The sequence below is a fragment of the Streptomyces sp. NPDC090106 genome, from assembly GCF_044747265.1.
Classification (GTDB): Bacteria; Actinomycetota; Actinomycetes; order Streptomycetales; family Streptomycetaceae; genus Streptomyces.
The window spans coordinates 206,274-220,355 of sequence record NZ_JBIVDS010000003.1 but is presented as its reverse complement, the minus strand read 5'-3'; the positions used below and the strand labels follow the sequence as shown (position 1 = coordinate 220,355).

At 71.3% G+C, this 14,082-nt stretch carries 13 protein-coding genes; 2 read left to right on the top strand and 11 right to left on the bottom strand.

From position 1 onward, the window contains the following. Position 1 precedes the first annotated feature (1 nt). The 10 genes from ACIPSE_RS10925 to ACIPSE_RS10880 all read right to left on the bottom strand — a co-directional run bounded on the left by ACIPSE_RS10925 (position 2) and on the right by ACIPSE_RS10880 (position 11,391). Positions 2 to 1,585: an ABC transporter substrate-binding protein gene (locus ACIPSE_RS10925; RefSeq protein ID WP_401660309.1), complete on the bottom strand. Its 1,584-nt coding sequence runs from the start codon at positions 1,583 to 1,585 to the stop codon at positions 2 to 4. A 210-nt stretch (positions 1,586 to 1,795) separates the two neighbouring features. Next, on the bottom strand, positions 1,796 to 2,725 hold the full coding sequence (locus ACIPSE_RS10920; RefSeq protein ID WP_401660306.1) for a lysostaphin resistance A-like protein: 930 nt from the start codon (positions 2,723 to 2,725) through the stop codon (positions 1,796 to 1,798). Positions 2,726 to 2,826: 101 nt separating this feature from the next. Further along, a complete protein-coding gene (locus ACIPSE_RS10915) occupies positions 2,827 to 3,504 on the bottom strand; it encodes a response regulator (protein ID WP_401660303.1) in 678 nt (225 codons plus the stop codon). After that, positions 3,501 to 4,712 (bottom strand): sensor histidine kinase, encoded by a 1,212-nt coding sequence (locus ACIPSE_RS10910; protein ID WP_401660300.1) that lies wholly within the window; start codon positions 4,710 to 4,712, stop codon positions 3,501 to 3,503. Before ACIPSE_RS10910 ends, ACIPSE_RS10915 begins: the two co-directional genes overlap by 4 nt. Positions 4,713 to 4,806: 94 nt before the next feature. Beyond that, positions 4,807 to 6,081 carry a family 43 glycosylhydrolase gene (locus ACIPSE_RS10905; RefSeq protein ID WP_401660297.1) on the bottom strand — a complete coding sequence of 425 codons (1,275 nt, stop codon included), beginning with the start codon at positions 6,079 to 6,081 and terminating at the stop codon, positions 4,807 to 4,809. Positions 6,082 to 6,287: 206 nt separating this feature from the next. Next, entirely contained in the window at positions 6,288 to 7,202 is a 915-nt protein-coding gene (locus ACIPSE_RS10900; RefSeq protein WP_401660294.1) for a helix-turn-helix domain-containing protein, read from the bottom strand. 331 nt (positions 7,203 to 7,533) lie between these two features. Continuing rightward, entirely contained in the window at positions 7,534 to 8,403 is an 870-nt protein-coding gene (locus ACIPSE_RS10895) for a hypothetical protein (protein ID WP_401660292.1), read from the bottom strand. Between the two features lie 89 nt (positions 8,404 to 8,492). Then, the gene (locus ACIPSE_RS10890; protein WP_401660290.1) at positions 8,493 to 8,972 is read right to left on the bottom strand and encodes an RICIN domain-containing protein; all 480 of its coding nucleotides are present in this window, start codon (positions 8,970 to 8,972) and stop codon (positions 8,493 to 8,495) included. A 513-nt stretch (positions 8,973 to 9,485) separates the two neighbouring features. Next, the gene (locus ACIPSE_RS10885) at positions 9,486 to 10,154 is read right to left on the bottom strand and encodes an NAD-dependent epimerase/dehydratase family protein (protein WP_401660287.1); all 669 of its coding nucleotides are present in this window, start codon (positions 10,152 to 10,154) and stop codon (positions 9,486 to 9,488) included. Positions 10,155 to 10,383: 229 nt separating this feature from the next. Beyond that, the gene (locus ACIPSE_RS10880; RefSeq protein ID WP_401660285.1) at positions 10,384 to 11,391 is read right to left on the bottom strand and encodes an NAD-dependent epimerase/dehydratase family protein; all 1,008 of its coding nucleotides are present in this window, start codon (positions 11,389 to 11,391) and stop codon (positions 10,384 to 10,386) included. Positions 11,392 to 11,500: 109 nt separating this feature from the next. Here ACIPSE_RS10880 and ACIPSE_RS10875 point away from each other — a divergent pair, with 109 nt between their 5' ends. Beyond that, positions 11,501 to 12,079 carry a TetR/AcrR family transcriptional regulator gene (locus ACIPSE_RS10875; protein ID WP_401660282.1) on the top strand — a complete coding sequence of 193 codons (579 nt, stop codon included), beginning with the start codon at positions 11,501 to 11,503 and terminating at the stop codon, positions 12,077 to 12,079. Positions 12,080 to 12,215: 136 nt separating this feature from the next. Continuing rightward, positions 12,216 to 13,208, top strand: coding sequence for a hypothetical protein (locus ACIPSE_RS10870; RefSeq protein ID WP_401660279.1), 993 nt, complete (start codon positions 12,216 to 12,218; stop codon positions 13,206 to 13,208). On the opposite strand, the gene ACIPSE_RS10865 is transcribed toward ACIPSE_RS10870, so the two are convergent. Further along, positions 13,141 to 14,016 carry a LysR family transcriptional regulator gene (locus ACIPSE_RS10865; protein ID WP_401660276.1) on the bottom strand — a complete coding sequence of 292 codons (876 nt, stop codon included), beginning with the start codon at positions 14,014 to 14,016 and terminating at the stop codon, positions 13,141 to 13,143. The two genes, ACIPSE_RS10870 and ACIPSE_RS10865, sit on opposite strands and share 68 nt — an antisense overlap. Between the last annotated feature and the right edge of the window lie 66 nt (positions 14,017 to 14,082).

The following is a 14,082-nucleotide window of genomic DNA, read 5'->3' as shown; positions in this document are numbered from 1 at the left end:
GTCAGGCCCCCTTCACACCGATGTTGAGGTAGTCGAACTCGAAGCCGTGCTCGGCGTAGCCGCGGACCTTGCGGGAGATGCCGACGAGCCGGTCGGCGAACATCGGGGTCATGGCCCCGCCTCTCTCGATCACCGCCGTCTGGGCCTCGCCGTAGAGGTCGCGTCGCCGGGTGTCGTCGGTCTCGGCGCGGGCGCGGTCGAGGAGCGCGTCGAAGTCCTTGTCGGCCCAGGCGGTCTCGTTGTAGGAGGAGCCGCCGCGGAAGATCTGCGTGAAGAGCTGGTCGACGGGCCGCCCGGTGAACCAGTAGGTGGCCATCAGGGGCTTCTTCATCCAGATCTGCGTGTAGTACGAGTCGGCGGCGGCCGTCTTGACCCGGACGCGGATCCCGGCCCGCTTGGCGGAGTCCTGGTAGGCCAGCGCCATCGGCGTGAAGAGCGGGTCGTACGACGAGGTGTACAGGTCGACGGCGAGATCCTCGTGGCCGGCCTGCTTGAGCAGGTGGCGGGCCTTCTCGGGGTCGTGCTCGGGGTGGGCCGCGAGGTGGGCGGGGTCGCTCGGCGGGACGGGGTTGTCCCAGCCGGCGGTGCCCGCTCCCTGGAGGGCGACCTTCACGACGTGCTCGGGGTCGTAGGCGAGCTTCATGGCCTGCCGGACGCGGACGTCGGTGAAGGGCTTCTCCGTGGTGAGCATGGGCAGCACGTACCACTGGGCGTTCTTCACGCGAGCGATGGTGGCCCGGTCGGACGCGGCGACGACGCGGGCGGTGGCGAAGTCGAGGTTGGTCTGGGAGAGCAGGTCGACCTGACCCGCGAGCAGGGCGTTGGAGCGGGCCGACATGTCGGCGACCGAGTAGAAGTCGATGGCGTCCAGGACGGGCCGGCCCGCCCAGTGGTCGCGGTGGGCGGTGACGCGGCCGGGCCCCGCCGGGGTGAACGACTCCAGCTTGAAGGGGCCGGTGCCGATCCCGGTGCGGCCGATGCCCTTGGCGCTGCCGTCGGGGATGACGTAGCAGTTGTAGTGCGTGAGCAGGCTGGGGAACTCGGCGTTCGGCGTCTTCAGCGGGACGACAAGGGTGTGCGCGTCGGGGGTGCCGAGCGTCTTCGGGTCGACGAGGGGTGCGAGGACGGCGGCCTGGGGCGAGGCGGTCGCCTCGTCGAGGATGTGCCGCAGGGTGTAGGCGGCGTCGGCGGAGGTGAAGGCGCGGCCGTTGTGGAAGGTGACGCCCTCGCGGAGCCGGAAGGTCCAGGTGTGGGCCTTGTCGTCGCTCTCCCAGGACTCGGCGAGGTCGGGGGCGAGTTCACCGTCGTCGCCCACGCGGACCAGCCGGTTGTACAGGGCGCCCAGGTACTCGTAGGCGGACAGGGAGCTGGCCGGGTCGAGCGTCTCGGCGTCGGAGGCGGGCGGCCGGGCGATGCGCAGGGTGCCGCCGCGGTCGGGGCCGTCCGTGGGGGTGGCGGCGGTCAGGTCGGGGGTGACGGCCGCCCCCGTACAGCCGGTGAGCAGCCAGGACGCCCCGAGCGTGGCCGCCGAGGCCGCGCCCGCGGCGAGCACCGAGCGGCGCCCCGGGAGGTGGATGTCGGGCATGTACCGACCGTCTCTCTCGCTATTCGTTCAGCGGAACGATTGAGTGAAGTGCGTGAACGATAACCAGGTGACGGGATCCAGCCAAGAGGTTGAACGCGGAAATTAACCTGGGAAACGGAGCGGTAACGCCGGATGGCGTCGCCGGGGGAACGCGGGCGCGCCGCCCTCGGCGGGAGCCGGGGCGGCGCGGGGCGGGACGGGGGGCTGAGGTCAGATGGCCGGCTGCTGCTCCGCCTCGCGGGCGGCAGCGCCCCGGGGGAACAGCCGGCCCTGGCGGCGGGCCGCCCGCAGGAAGTAGACGGTGGGGACCGAGCAGACGAGGATGGCGAAGAGGCTCGCCTCCGGGCCGAAGGTGCCGCCGGTGAGGACCGAGGGGCCCGTGAGCGCGCCGTGCAGCAGTCCGCCGGGGCCGCTGTCGTCGCCGGAGACCGTCACCCCGAAGACACCGCTCAGGGCGAAGTTCCAGCCGAAGTGCACACCGATCGGCAGCCACAGGCTGCGGGTGGCGGCGTACACGGCGCCGAGCATCACGCCGCCCTCGACGGCGATCGCGAGCGCGCCCCACACCGTGGCCTTGGGGTTGAGCAGGTGCAGCCCGCCGAAGAGAACCGCCGACACGATCAACGCGCCCTTCGTACCGGCGAGTTCCTCCACCAGCCGGAACAGCACCCCGCGGAACAGGAGTTCCTCGGTGACGGCGACCCCGGTCATCAGCCCGAACACGGTCAGCAGACCCGCGATCGACACCCCGCCCTCGGTGCCGTAGCCGCCGAACAGGGCGATGAGCACGAGCGTGGCCGTGAAGAGGCCGAACCCGGTGAGCGTGCCGGTGAGCAGCCCCGACCGGGCCTGCACCGGGGCGAGTTCGGTGACCGGCCGCTGTTCGAGGCGGCGCATGCCGAAGGCGTACACGCACAGGGCGCCGCAGACGATCAGCGCGCCGCCGACGAGGGAGAGGAGGAAGTTGTCCCCGGCCAGCGCCCGCACCCCGGCGGCGAGCGCCGTCACCACGACCAGGGCCACCGTCATCACGACGAGACGCACACCGGCCGGGTACACCCGGCGGGAGGGGACGACGGGCGCCTGGTCGAACAGGGCCTTCAGGGACTGCAACCGCGCTGACGCGTTGAGGGAGGACATGAGGAGGACGCTACAAGCCGACGGGGGCCCGGACGTCCCCTCACGGTGGACACCTGCGTGTAGCTCTCGCGGGGGACACCTCGGCCTCGGCCGGTCGGCGGTCAGCCGTCGGAGGTCACGAGTCCCACCCGATGAGCGAGCACCACCGCCTGGACCCGGTCGCGCAGGTCGAGTTTGGTGAGGATGCGGGAGACATACGTCTTCACCGTCTCGCGGCTGAGGACCATCCGGTCGGCGATCTCGGCGTTCGACAGCCCTTCGGCGATCAGCCGCAGCACCTCGATCTCCCGTGGGGCGAGCGCCGACACCGCGTCCGGTACGGCGGTCGCGCGAGCCGCCGCGGGGCGGATGCGGTCGGCGAACCGGCCCACCAGACGCCGGGTCACCGCGGGTGCCAGGAGCGACTCGCCCGCCGCCACGGTGCGGATGCCGTCGACCAGCTCGCGCGGCGGCGCGTCCTTCAGCAGGAAGCCGCTCGCCCCGGCGCGCAGCGCCTCGTACACGTACTCGTCGAGGTTGAAGGTGGTCACGACCAGGACCTTCATGGGCTCGGCCACGTCGGGCCCGGCCAGTTGCCGGGTCGCCTCGATACCGTCGAGGACGGGCAGCCTGATGTCCATCACCACCACGTCGGGGCGCAGCCGCAGGGCCGCCTCCACCCCCGCGCGCCCGTCGGCGGCCTCGCCCACGACCTCCAGGCCGGGCTGGGCGGAGAGGATGGTGACATAGCCGGCCCGCACCAGCTCCTGGTCCTCGCAGACCAGCACTCTGACCGTCATACCGCTCCCCCGACCGGGATGCGGGCGTGCACGCCGAAGCCGCCGTCCGGCCTTGCTCCGGTGAGGAGTTCACCGCCGCACACGCTGACGCGTTCACGGAGTCCGACCAGTCCGTGTCCGCCGCCGCGTCCCAGCGGTGCGGACGCGCGGACGGCGGCCGTCGCGGCGAGGGGCCTGCCCTCCGTGGTCACCTCGACCTCGACCTCCGTGTCCCCGTACCGGACCGCCACCTTTGTGCGGTGGCCCGGAGCGTGCTTGAGGGCGTTGGTCAGGGCCTCCTGGACGACACGGTAGGCGGCCAGTTCCACTGCGGAGCCCATCGGCCGCCGCTCGCCGTCCTCGGTGAGTTCGACGGGCTGGCCCGCGGCTCTGGTCTGCCCCACCAGTTCCTCCAAGTCGGCTGAAGTGGGCCCGCGTTCCACCGTGTCGGAGGTCTTCAGCAGACCCAGCAGCTGCTGGAGGTCGGTCAGTGCCCGCCGTCCCGAGTCGCTGATCGCGCCGAGCCCGGTGGCGACCCGGTCCGGCGCGTCGGCGAGCAGGAACTGCGCCGCGTCCGCCTGGACCACCATCGCCGTGACGTGATGGGTCACGACGTCGTGCAACTCCCGTGCGATGAGGGCCCGTTCGCGGGCGATGGCGGTCTCCGCCGCGAGACGGCGCCGTTCCTTCTCGGCGGCCCGCCTCGCCCGCATGGCGCCGCCCACGCCCCAGAACGCGGCCAGCACCAGGAACATGACGACGAAGTCGGGGAACTGCTGCGGCGAGCCCCGGTGATGCAGGGCCAGCGCGAACGCCACGAAGGCCGCGGCACCCGCCCAGGGCGCGACCCGGATCGCGGTCCGGCCGCTGTGCGCACCCGCGCTGTAGAGGGCGATGTAGAGGCTGAGACTCGCGAACGTCGGCGGGTAGCCGACCAGTTCACGTGCTCCGAAGGCCAGGGCGATCAGTGCCAGACACGTGCCGGGCAGGCGTCGGCGTCCCACCAGGGGCAGCCACAGGGCCACGGTGAGGAACACGCCGAGCGGGTCGTAGGGGCGCTGCGGCAGGTCGCCGAACTGGGCGCCGAGCGGGGCCATCGCCGGGAGGAACGCCACAGGGGCGAGCAGGGCGGTGCCCACCGCGTCCCGCGTCAGGACACCCAGACCGCTCCAGCGGGCCTTGAACGCGGGCCGGCTGCCGGTCCAGGCGGTTGCTGCCGATTCGAACACCCGCTGAGCGTAGCGGTCCTCGGCCCCTCCCCCGACCGCCCGCCTCACCCGGCGGACGGCGCGGGCCGGGACCGTACGGGGGTGTGCGGGGCTGTCAGGCGACCTCGATGAGATCGAGCTCGGCGTAGAGGGTTCCCTTGGACAGGGTGATGCTGTTCCAGCCGGAGTTCAGCGTGACGCTCCTGACGGCCGTCCGCCAGTTGTCCCAGGCGGTGTGGGGGTAGTCGACGGTCCCGGTGTCGGTTCCGTTGACGGACAGGCGGTGCGTCGCCGACGCCGGTGAACCGTCCGCTTCCAGTGAGCCGTTCGCGAACCGTACGGAGAGGGTGTGGCTGCCTGCCGACGCGGCGAACACCTTGAACTCGACGTGGCTGTCGGGGTGGTCGATGCGGCCGACCGCCTTGCCGTCGGACGCTTCCGGGGCCTCGCGGACGCGCGCGTCGCGCAGGTGCGCGGTCTCCGCCTCGTAGATCACTTTGCTGCCGCGCACCACCGGAAGGCCGTCGGCCCAGCCCAGATCGGCCAGGTGCATCACCCGGCCCCTGTCGCTCCAGCCGTGGAAGAGGATGCGGTCACGCCCGTCGGGCCCTGTGACCACGTCCTGTCCTCCGGGGCCCCGTACGGCGTCGGAGAAGGTGTCCGTCGTCATGAGGGGGCGGGATGCCTTGACGTAGGGGCCGGTCAGGTTCCGGGAGACGGCGTAGCCGGTCGCGTACGCGCCGCCGTCGTAGGCGTTCGCGGAGTACAGGAGGACGTAGTGCCCGGAGCGCTTGACCAATGTGGGGGCCTCGACCAGCCCGCCTTCCCAGGACCGGTCCTGGCGGACCAGCCGGATCGGATCTCCGGTGACACGTGTGCCGTCCCAGGTGGTGGGCTGGAGGTGCAGCCAGGTGTCCGCGCCGAGGTGGCAGCAGTTGCCGTCGTTCTTCCAGAGCAGGTAGCGCTGCCCGCTCTCGGTGTACGTGGAGGCGTCGATGGCGCCGCCCGTCGCCGACGGACAGATCAGCGGAGCGTCGCCGACCGGGAGGAAGGGACCGTCGGGTGATGCGGCACGGGCCACGCCGACGCACTGGCGGCCACCGGCCCGGTCACGGGCGGTGTACAGCATCGTGAAGCCGGGGCCGGTGGTACCGCCGGCGTCGAACACCTCCGGGGCCCAGACGAGTTCGGCCCGGGAGTCGGCCCACGCGCCCGGTGCGGGCAGCATGTCACTGTCGTCCAGGGTCCAGTGCCGCAGGTCGCGGGAGGTCGCGTGCTGGATGTGACGGTCGCCGTCGCTGGTGGCGTAGGCGTGATAGACGTCGCCGACCTTGACGATGTCCGGGTCCGCGAAGTCGTGGTCGAGCACGACCCGGGGCCGGCCGTCCATGGCGGTCGCGGAGTGTCCCGGGGCGAGGCAGAGGGCTGCTGTCAGAAGAGCGAGGGCTGTCCCCCATGGAGTCCATGGAGTCCATCGACTCCATCGACGGATGATGCGCTGAGCGGGCATGTGGCCCTCCTGGCCTGAGAGTTCAGGGCATGGGTGATCGAAGGCAGGGTGAGGGCTCGGGAGGCACGGAACAGCGAGGGCGGCGGCTAGGTGAGCTCGATGCCGTCCAGCTCGGTGAAGAGATCGCCTCTGGAGAACCGGATCGTGTTGCGGCCCTCTTGGAGGGCGACGGTCACCGGTTCGGTCTGCCGCCAGTTCTCCCAGCCGGTGTACGCGTAGTGGACGGGGTTCGCGACGACTCCGTTGACCGACAGGCTGTGCGAGGCGCAGGACGGGCCGCCGGCATCGTCCTGCGAGCCGTTGCTGTACCGCACCCGCATCGCCCGGGGGCCCGCCGTCTCCGCGACGACGGTGAACTCGACGAAGCTGTCGCGGTAGTCCATGCGGGCGATCGCCTTGCCGCTGCGCGCCCCGACGGCGTCACGGATCGTCACCTGGTTGATCCGCGCCTTCTCCGCCTCGTGGAAGACGCCTCGCCGCTCGCCCGCGCCGGTGCGCTCGGCACCGTTGCTCGACGAGGTCCTGCCCGCGTCCGAGCTCATGAGCTCGGTGGCGTACTGCGCCCCGTAGACGATCAGGCACGCGGCCACCGCCACGGCGCCGATCACTGCCGCGACGCCCCTGGACCGGAGGCGGGAGTGCCTGATCGACGACGTCAGGCGTCGGCCGAGGGAGCCGGAGGCGGCAGAGGGCGCGCTGCCCTCCGGCGCGGGCGGCAGCGCCGCACCGCCCGCGAGCCGTTCCAGCGACATCCCGGAAGCCGTCTCCCACAGGGCGCGGAACTCGCTCGGATCGCCGTCCAGCGCCCGGCAGATCTCGACGACCACCGCCCACGGCACGACGGCGTCACCACGGAAGTAGCGCGACAGTGACGAATCGCTGACGGGAACCTGCTTCTCCAGATCCCGCAGCGTGCGACCCGACCGGTGCTGCAGGGAACGCAGCGCCGCGCCCAGCTGTCGTTGGGCGGCAAGGCGGTCGGTCTGTCCGCTGTCCGTCATGGCGGACGTCTCCTGAGGTTCGGCAACGAGGGTTCCCGTTGACTGCTTCATGGGCTGGGACGGGGTGCCCCAGCAGGTCAGGACTGTATTTATTGCGACATGAGAGGTGCAACGGGGATGGTGCGGTGGCCGGTTGCAGAGTCGATTCACCGGCCACACAGTTCACCCGCATGGCCGTAGGAGCGGCTCGGTGCCGTACGAGCGGCTCGGTGCCGTTCGGGCGTCCCGATGCCGCAGAGGCGGCCTCCCGGCGCCGTCGAGAGGACGGCAGAGGCGGTTCCGCGCGGTGCGCTCAGCCCGGGGAGGACCGAGCGCACCACCTGGCTACGGGTCAGTCGCCGTACTGGACGGGCCGGTGGGCCCGGTACTCGCTGCCCGCGTTCAGGCCGTAGGTCAGCGTCCGGTGCGTCGTGCCGGGGCCGCCGCGCTGCTCGTAGGCCAGGTAGGAGGTGTGGGCGTCGTCGGTCCACCGTTCGAAGATGACGACGTGCCGCGTGTTGCTGTTGCCGATGGCGTCGATGACGAGGTCACCGGGCTGGAGTTCGCCCATCGAGATGGGTCGGGTGATGTTCCGGTTGGTCAGGCCTACGGTGTTGGTGCCGGGCGTCGGCAGGCCGAGCGCCATGGAGGCGTAGCCGGAGCAGTCCTGCCGGTAGCCGTCCCGCCAGTACGCGGACTGGCTGTAGGGGACGGGACGACCGCCGTTGGCGGTGAGCCAGGTCGCGGCACGTTCCAGCGTCCGCTGACGTGAGCCGGTCTGGGAGCCGCCGCCGGGAGGTTCGTTCTGGACGGGGACGCCGGGGAGCCGGTCCTCGGGGATGTCCACGGCGACGACGGTCAGGAAGCCCGTGACGGGTGCGGTGATGTGGGCCATGAAGGTGGAGCAGGCGCTGCCCTCACACACCCGGCGGCCGGTGTCGACCTGGTAGTCGGCGGTGATGCGGTCCTGACCGGCGGAATTCTGGTTGATCATGCCGACGGACGGCGAGTTGATGTCCGACGTGGCGTGCACGACCCAGCGTGTCCCCCAGGTGGGGAAGGAGGCGTCGGCCCGGGCGACGCTCACCGTCGAGGCGGTCGAGGCGGTCGGTGTCGCGGCGTGGGCCGGGAGCGCCAGGGTGAGGGCGAGGGCCGGCGCCGTCAGGCAGGTGAGGGCGAGGGCGGGCAGCATCCTGCGCGGTGTGCTGGGGCGGAGGGACAAGGTGGTGCTCCTTGATGATCGGGCGATTCGGGACACGCGGGGTGCGGTCACCGGGTGAGGGATCGAGGGCGGAGGCGCGACGAACTCCTCTACTTCCACTGCTGGTTCGCCGAGTTGGTCACGCACGGCAGGGCCACCAGGCGCTTGTTCTCGCCCGGGTCGGCGGCGCACGCCCCGGTCTTCACGTTCTTGAACTGGATGCGGCTCTCGGTGAGCTTCTCGACCGTCCACTTCTGGAAGTCGAGTCCGTTGCACGGCCAGGTGCGCAGACCGGCGGGGCTGTCGTCGAGACACCTGCCGGTGGACATGTTCGAGAGCTGCCGGGTGCCGTCGGCGTGCCGGGTGACCACCCACTTCTGGTGGTTGAGCCGGTTGCATTCCCAGCCCCGCAGGCCGCCGCCGTCGCTGTCGTCCATGCACAGACCGGTGTGGACGTTGCGGTACGTCTCCGCGTCCGCCGCCTGGGCAACGAGGGCGGATGCGGCGGAGACGGGAGTGACGGGTGCCGCGCCCAGCACGGTCACGGCTGCTGCCGCGAGAGCGGGCAGGAGGATGCGTACGGAAGTCATGCGGAAGTCCCTTTCAAGGGGGAGGAGTCGGCCCGAGCGGCCACACGAACCGGCACACCGCACTCGCCGTCGAAGGCGAGCCAGGGGGTCGGTGAGATGAGTTTGTGCAGCTCAGACCCGTTCCACAACCAGATCCCGGCTGCTTCAGCGATGTCGGGACAGACATGTCCCTGGCCTGCTGGGTCACACCTGTCCCGGGACGGGAAGCAGACGGTTCGGCGGCATCACCGAGCCGGTGTCGGGCGTCGGACTCCTGGATCCGTCCGTGAGATCGTCGTGCCCGTGACGGAGACCTGGGCGATCGACGGCGAGACGCCTCTGGCGGCGTCATCCGCAGCGGTGCCGGACACTCTTCGGTCGGGCATCGAGCATCGAGCATCGGGCATCAGGCATCAGGCACGGGGGCCTCGAGACGTGGCTGACCAGTTCGCCAGAACGGTCGTCGGCCTGCGTGCCCTCTACCTAGCGCGCGGACGCGCACTTCGCCCCGAACCCGCGGTCGGCCAGGTCGGATCACATGCCGGCGAGCCTGTTGATGTCACGGCTCGTCACGATGGCCGGGTACGTGTTCCCGGGGCGGCTGAGGGCGATGGCCGCACGGCCGATGGCCTCGGTCGACGTGGCCCAGTCGGGGAACATCCGGCGCAGCAGAGGGAAGAGCGGGCCGGTCACCGTGTAGAAGGCCTGCGCTCCTGACGAGGACGCGCGGGCCCCGTGGAGAGGACGGATGTATCCCGGGCGGAGAATGTGTGTGCGCATCGGAAGTGCCCGCAGCGCGTTCTCGGCCGCGCCCTTGACGCGCGCCCACATCACGGAGGTCCGCTCGCTGCTGTCGGCGCTGCGGCCGGAGACGTAGACGAAGGTGGGGTCGGCGCCCGCGTCCAGCAGGGCGCGCGCCGCCGCGAGCGCGTAGTCGCGGGTCACGCGGGTGTAGTCCGCTTCCGTGACACCCGCGGACGCGGTGCCGATCGCGTAGTGGCAGGTGTCGATCCCCTTCAACTCCTCACGGAGCGGGGTGAGGTCGGTGAAGTCCTGATGGATCAGCACACGGACCTTGGGGTGGGTCAGAGCGGGTGTGCGGCGGGCCACGACCGTGACGGAGTCGACACCCGGGTCGGCGATACAGGCATGGAGCATCCCGTGGCCGACCATGCCGGTGGCGCCGAGCAGAAGTACGTTCATCGGGGCCTTCCCCTGTCCGTGGGTTCGCGGGTCCGTGGGTCCGCCGGTCTGTTGGTTCGTGGGTCCGTCGGTTCGCGGGTCTGTTGGTTCGCGGGTCTGTTGGTTCGCCAGTCCGTGGATTCGCCGGTCCGTGCGTTCGCCGGTCCGTGCGTTCGCACGTGGATACGACGGTGAGGTGCCTCGGGGAGCACGTGGGGCAGGCCACGTCTCTCGCGGCGGCGCTCCGCCCCTACACGGCCCCGTGCGCGATCAAGCTGCGTGCGCAGTCGACGACGCTCTCGCGGGCCGGGCGCGGGCGCCGGCCCAGCAGGGCCTCCGCCTTGGCCGTGCTGTGCCGGTTGCGGCGTCCGAGGGCCGGGGCGATCTCGCTCATCGCGGGAATGCCGCGGACCACGTCGTCGGGGATCTGCTCGGTGGACACCTGTCGGCCGTCCTCGCCCAGGTCCTCCTTGAGCGCGTGGGCCATGTCCCGCATCCAGGTGAACTCGCCGGTGGCGAGGAAGCGTTCGCCCGCCGCCTTCGGGGAGGTCATGGCACGGACGTGGATGTCGGCGAGGTCGCGGACGTCGACGATCTCCAGGCCGATACGGGGAACCCCGCTCATCGCGCCGGTGAGCATCCGCTGGACGATGCCGACCGACCCGAGGGTGCCGGTGGCGAGGATCGGGCCGAAGACGGCGCCGGGCAGGATCGTGGTGAGCTCCGTGGGACCGTCGTACGAGGCCATGTGGTCCCAGGCCGCGAGCTCGGCGAGGGTCTTGGAGCGGCGGTAGGGGATCAGCGTCGGGTCGTCGGGGTCGGTCCACAGCGTCTCGTCGGTGACACCCTCCTCGGCGTAGGAGGAGGGGCTGGCGGTGTTGGCGGCGGAGGTCAGGACCACGCGCCGCACTCCCGCCGCCGTGGCGGCCCGAAGCACACGCAGCGCGCCGTCGCGTGCGGTGGCGATGAGGGCCTCGGGATCGACGGCGTCCGTGCCGCCCATCGGCGAGGCGACGTGGAGGACGTGGTCGACGTCCTTGACGGCGGCGTCCCAGCCCGCGTCCGCGGTCAGGTCGGCGATCACGAACTCAAGGCGCCCGTCCACGTCCACCTGGGTGGCCACGGCGTCGAGCACCGCCTGCTCTTTGCTGTGGTCCCGCACGGTCGTGCGGACCTGGTAGCCGCCCCTCAGCAGTTCGACGACGCACCATCCGCCGACGTACCCGGTTCCTCCGGTGACCAGAACCGTCTCTGTCATGACCGTCCTCCAAGATGTGTGCCAAAATTAAGCGGAAGCCCTTCCGGAACCTCTCCCGAGGAACGTAACGGAAGCCCTTCCGCTTTACAACCGGACACTGGGACCTGCCATGACACCGCCCGCTCCACCCGCACGCGCCAAGCGCACCGACGCGCTCAGCAACCGGGCCCGCATCCTCGATGTCGCCGCCGAGGCCTTCGCCGCGTCCTCGAACGCCTCCATGACGGCGATCGCCAGACAGGCGGGGGTGGGGGTCGGAACGCTGTACCGGCACTTCCCGACCCGCGAGGCGCTGATCGTGGAGCTGTACCACCAGGAGATCCAGAAGGTCATCGACCTGGCGCACACCCTGGCCGCCGATCTCCCTCCCCTGGACGCCGTGCGCCGGTGGTTCGAGGTGGTGGCCCGCTACGGGAAACTCAAGTACGGCATGTCCGAGGTCATCCACGCGGCGACCAACGGCGGACTGGACGACAAGAACTACGAGCCGTTCCTCGGCGCCATCACGGCCCTTCTCGACGCCGGAACCGCCTCGGGCGACCTCAAGTCCGGCCTCGACGCGGAGGACGTGCTTCTTCAGCTCAGCGTCCTGTGGCGCATCCCCCCGCGCGAGGACGCCGAGGCACGCGCCGCCCGCCTCCTGGACCTCATCATCGACGGCCTGCGCGCGCGCCCGGCCGGGGACTGACCCACCGGACACCACAAGCCGCCCACCACAAGGCGCCCACCACCAGACACCTGCCCCCGGCGGACCAGCGCAGAACCGTACGAGGCACCCCCGACGTCCTCACGGGAACGCACCCGTCCGCTCAGAAGGCTCGTCCATGCCCCCACCGCACCACGACACCGCTCAGCCGACGACGGCCACGATCTCCGAACGCGGGGTCACGGCAGACACGTTGGCCGTCCTGCTGCGCAACCGGGGCACGCTCACCGCCGCGACCGCACGCGTCGTCGGTCTGGCCGCGCTGGCCTGGTTCCTCACGACCGTCACGGTCTTCGCCCTCTCCTGGCCGCTCTTCACGCACATGCGCAACGAGCGCATCCGCTACCACCAGTTGGAGGACCCCTACACGCACGACAGCTCCGGTCTGGGGCTGGTCGGCCTGTGGACGCTGCCCCTCTATCTGCTGCTGCTCGGAGTGGGCAGCGCGGTCCTTCAGAACGTCTGCTCCCGTGCGGTCGCCACCGCAGGGTCCCAACAGCCGCCGAGGGAAGCCCTGTCAGCTCCTTCGCCGCGCGCACGACTGGTACCGATCCTCTCCGTGTACGTGCTGCGCGGCCTGATCGTGTGGTCCCTGCCCGTGCTCTCCTACGAACTGACAACTCGCCTGACCAGCAACACCCTTGACACCCCCCTGCCCCTGGCCCGCGGGACATGGCCCTACGTGCTCGTCTCGTCCTCCCCCGTGGCCGCCGTGTCCATGGCCGTGCTGCTCCGGCTCGCACTCGCTCTCGCGCCCGCCGCCGCGGCCTCCGGGCTGCGTCCCGGCCAGGCGCTGCGTCATTCGTGGACGCTGACGACGAGGACACGCACGGGAGCGATCCGCGTCCTCGCCGTCGCGCTGCCGCTCGCCGCGGTCACCGCCGCGGCCATCCGACTCGTGACACAACTCGCCCTGCCGCTGCGGCCGTTGACGCGCGGCTTCCTCGAACAGGCGACGGGCAACTTCTTCGCCGCGTACTACGCCGGGATCCTCGCACCCGTCATCATCGGCGTCCTCACCGCCGCGGCCCTGACCTTTCCCCTCACCGCGACCGCCTTCGCGGCCCTCTACGACCGGCTGCGGCAGCGGCGACCGATGCGAACGACCTGACCAGCGGATTCGCGTCGCCCTCGCGCCAGGCCACGACCGAGCGGCTCGGCTCCATGTCGGACAACGGCACGACGACGAGTCCCTCCCCCGGATCGTGGTCCAGCAGCGTCATCCCGACGGTGCCGTTCCAGAGGACGGCTTGGCGGCACTCCTGGACCACGCGCACGACCGGGCCCTCACGCGGTTCCCCTCCGCTCCAGTACGCGCCCCAGACGGGGTCGGTGCCGTCGGGGAAGACGAACCAGCGCCGCTCGGCCAGATCGGCGAGACACAGGGCGGGACGACCGGCCAGAGGATCGTCCGCGCGCAGCAGCGCACCCACCCGATCGGCACCCAACTCCCGCACGCTCAGGCCCGTTCGGTCGAAGGGCGCTCGGGTCAGGGCGATGTCGACCAGCCCGGCGTGGAGTCCGCAGGTGGGGTCCGCCAAGCCGGCCTCGCGGATGCGGACCTCGACGTGCGGGTGACGCAGACGGAAGTCCTCGGCCAGTCGGCGCACGACAGGGTCGGCGCTGTCGCCGAGGAGACCGACGGTGAGAAACGTGTCGCGTACAGCCGCGGCCACGCGTCCGCGCAACCGGTCGGCCCGGTCGAGCAGGGCCCGGGCTTCCTCCAGCAGCACCTCCCCCACCGGGGTGAGCGAGACGCCGGCGGAGGACCGTACGAACAGGGCGGCGCCCGCTTCCGCCTCCAGCCGCTTGATCGCCCGGCTCAGCGGCGGCTGGCTCATGTGCAGCCGGGCGGCGGCCCGGCCGAAGTGCAGTTCCTCGGCGACGGCCACGAAATAGCGCAGCGTCCGTAGCTCCATGCAGCGACGATACCCATCCGGTATCGATCTCGCGGAAGAGGTCTTGGACAGCGCGGCGCCCGGACC

Excerpts from the sequence above, each read along its gene's own strand:
- ACIPSE_RS10925 (WP_401660309.1), bottom strand. The coding sequence starts at position 1,585 with ATGCCCGACATCCACCTCCCGGGGCGCCGCTCGGTGCTCGCCGCGGGC.
- ACIPSE_RS10920 (WP_401660306.1), bottom strand. The coding sequence starts at position 2,725 with ATGTCCTCCCTCAACGCGTCAGCGCGGTTGCAGTCCCTGAAGGCCCTG.
- ACIPSE_RS10915 (WP_401660303.1), bottom strand. The coding sequence starts at position 3,504 with ATGACGGTCAGAGTGCTGGTCTGCGAGGACCAGGAGCTGGTGCGGGCC.
- ACIPSE_RS10905 (WP_401660297.1), bottom strand. The coding sequence starts at position 6,081 with ATGGACGGCCGGCCCCGGGTCGTGCTCGACCACGACTTCGCGGACCCG.
- ACIPSE_RS10900 (WP_401660294.1), bottom strand. The coding sequence starts at position 7,202 with ATGACGGACAGCGGACAGACCGACCGCCTTGCCGCCCAACGACAGCTG.
- ACIPSE_RS10890 (WP_401660290.1), bottom strand. The coding sequence starts at position 8,972 with ATGACTTCCGTACGCATCCTCCTGCCCGCTCTCGCGGCAGCAGCCGTG.
- ACIPSE_RS10885 (WP_401660287.1), bottom strand. The coding sequence starts at position 10,154 with ATGAACGTACTTCTGCTCGGCGCCACCGGCATGGTCGGCCACGGGATG.
- ACIPSE_RS10880 (WP_401660285.1), bottom strand. The coding sequence starts at position 11,391 with ATGACAGAGACGGTTCTGGTCACCGGAGGAACCGGGTACGTCGGCGGA.
- ACIPSE_RS10875 (WP_401660282.1), top strand. The coding sequence starts at position 11,501 with ATGACACCGCCCGCTCCACCCGCACGCGCCAAGCGCACCGACGCGCTC.
- ACIPSE_RS10870 (WP_401660279.1), top strand. The coding sequence starts at position 12,216 with ATGCCCCCACCGCACCACGACACCGCTCAGCCGACGACGGCCACGATC.
- ACIPSE_RS10865 (WP_401660276.1), bottom strand. The coding sequence starts at position 14,016 with ATGGAGCTACGGACGCTGCGCTATTTCGTGGCCGTCGCCGAGGAACTG.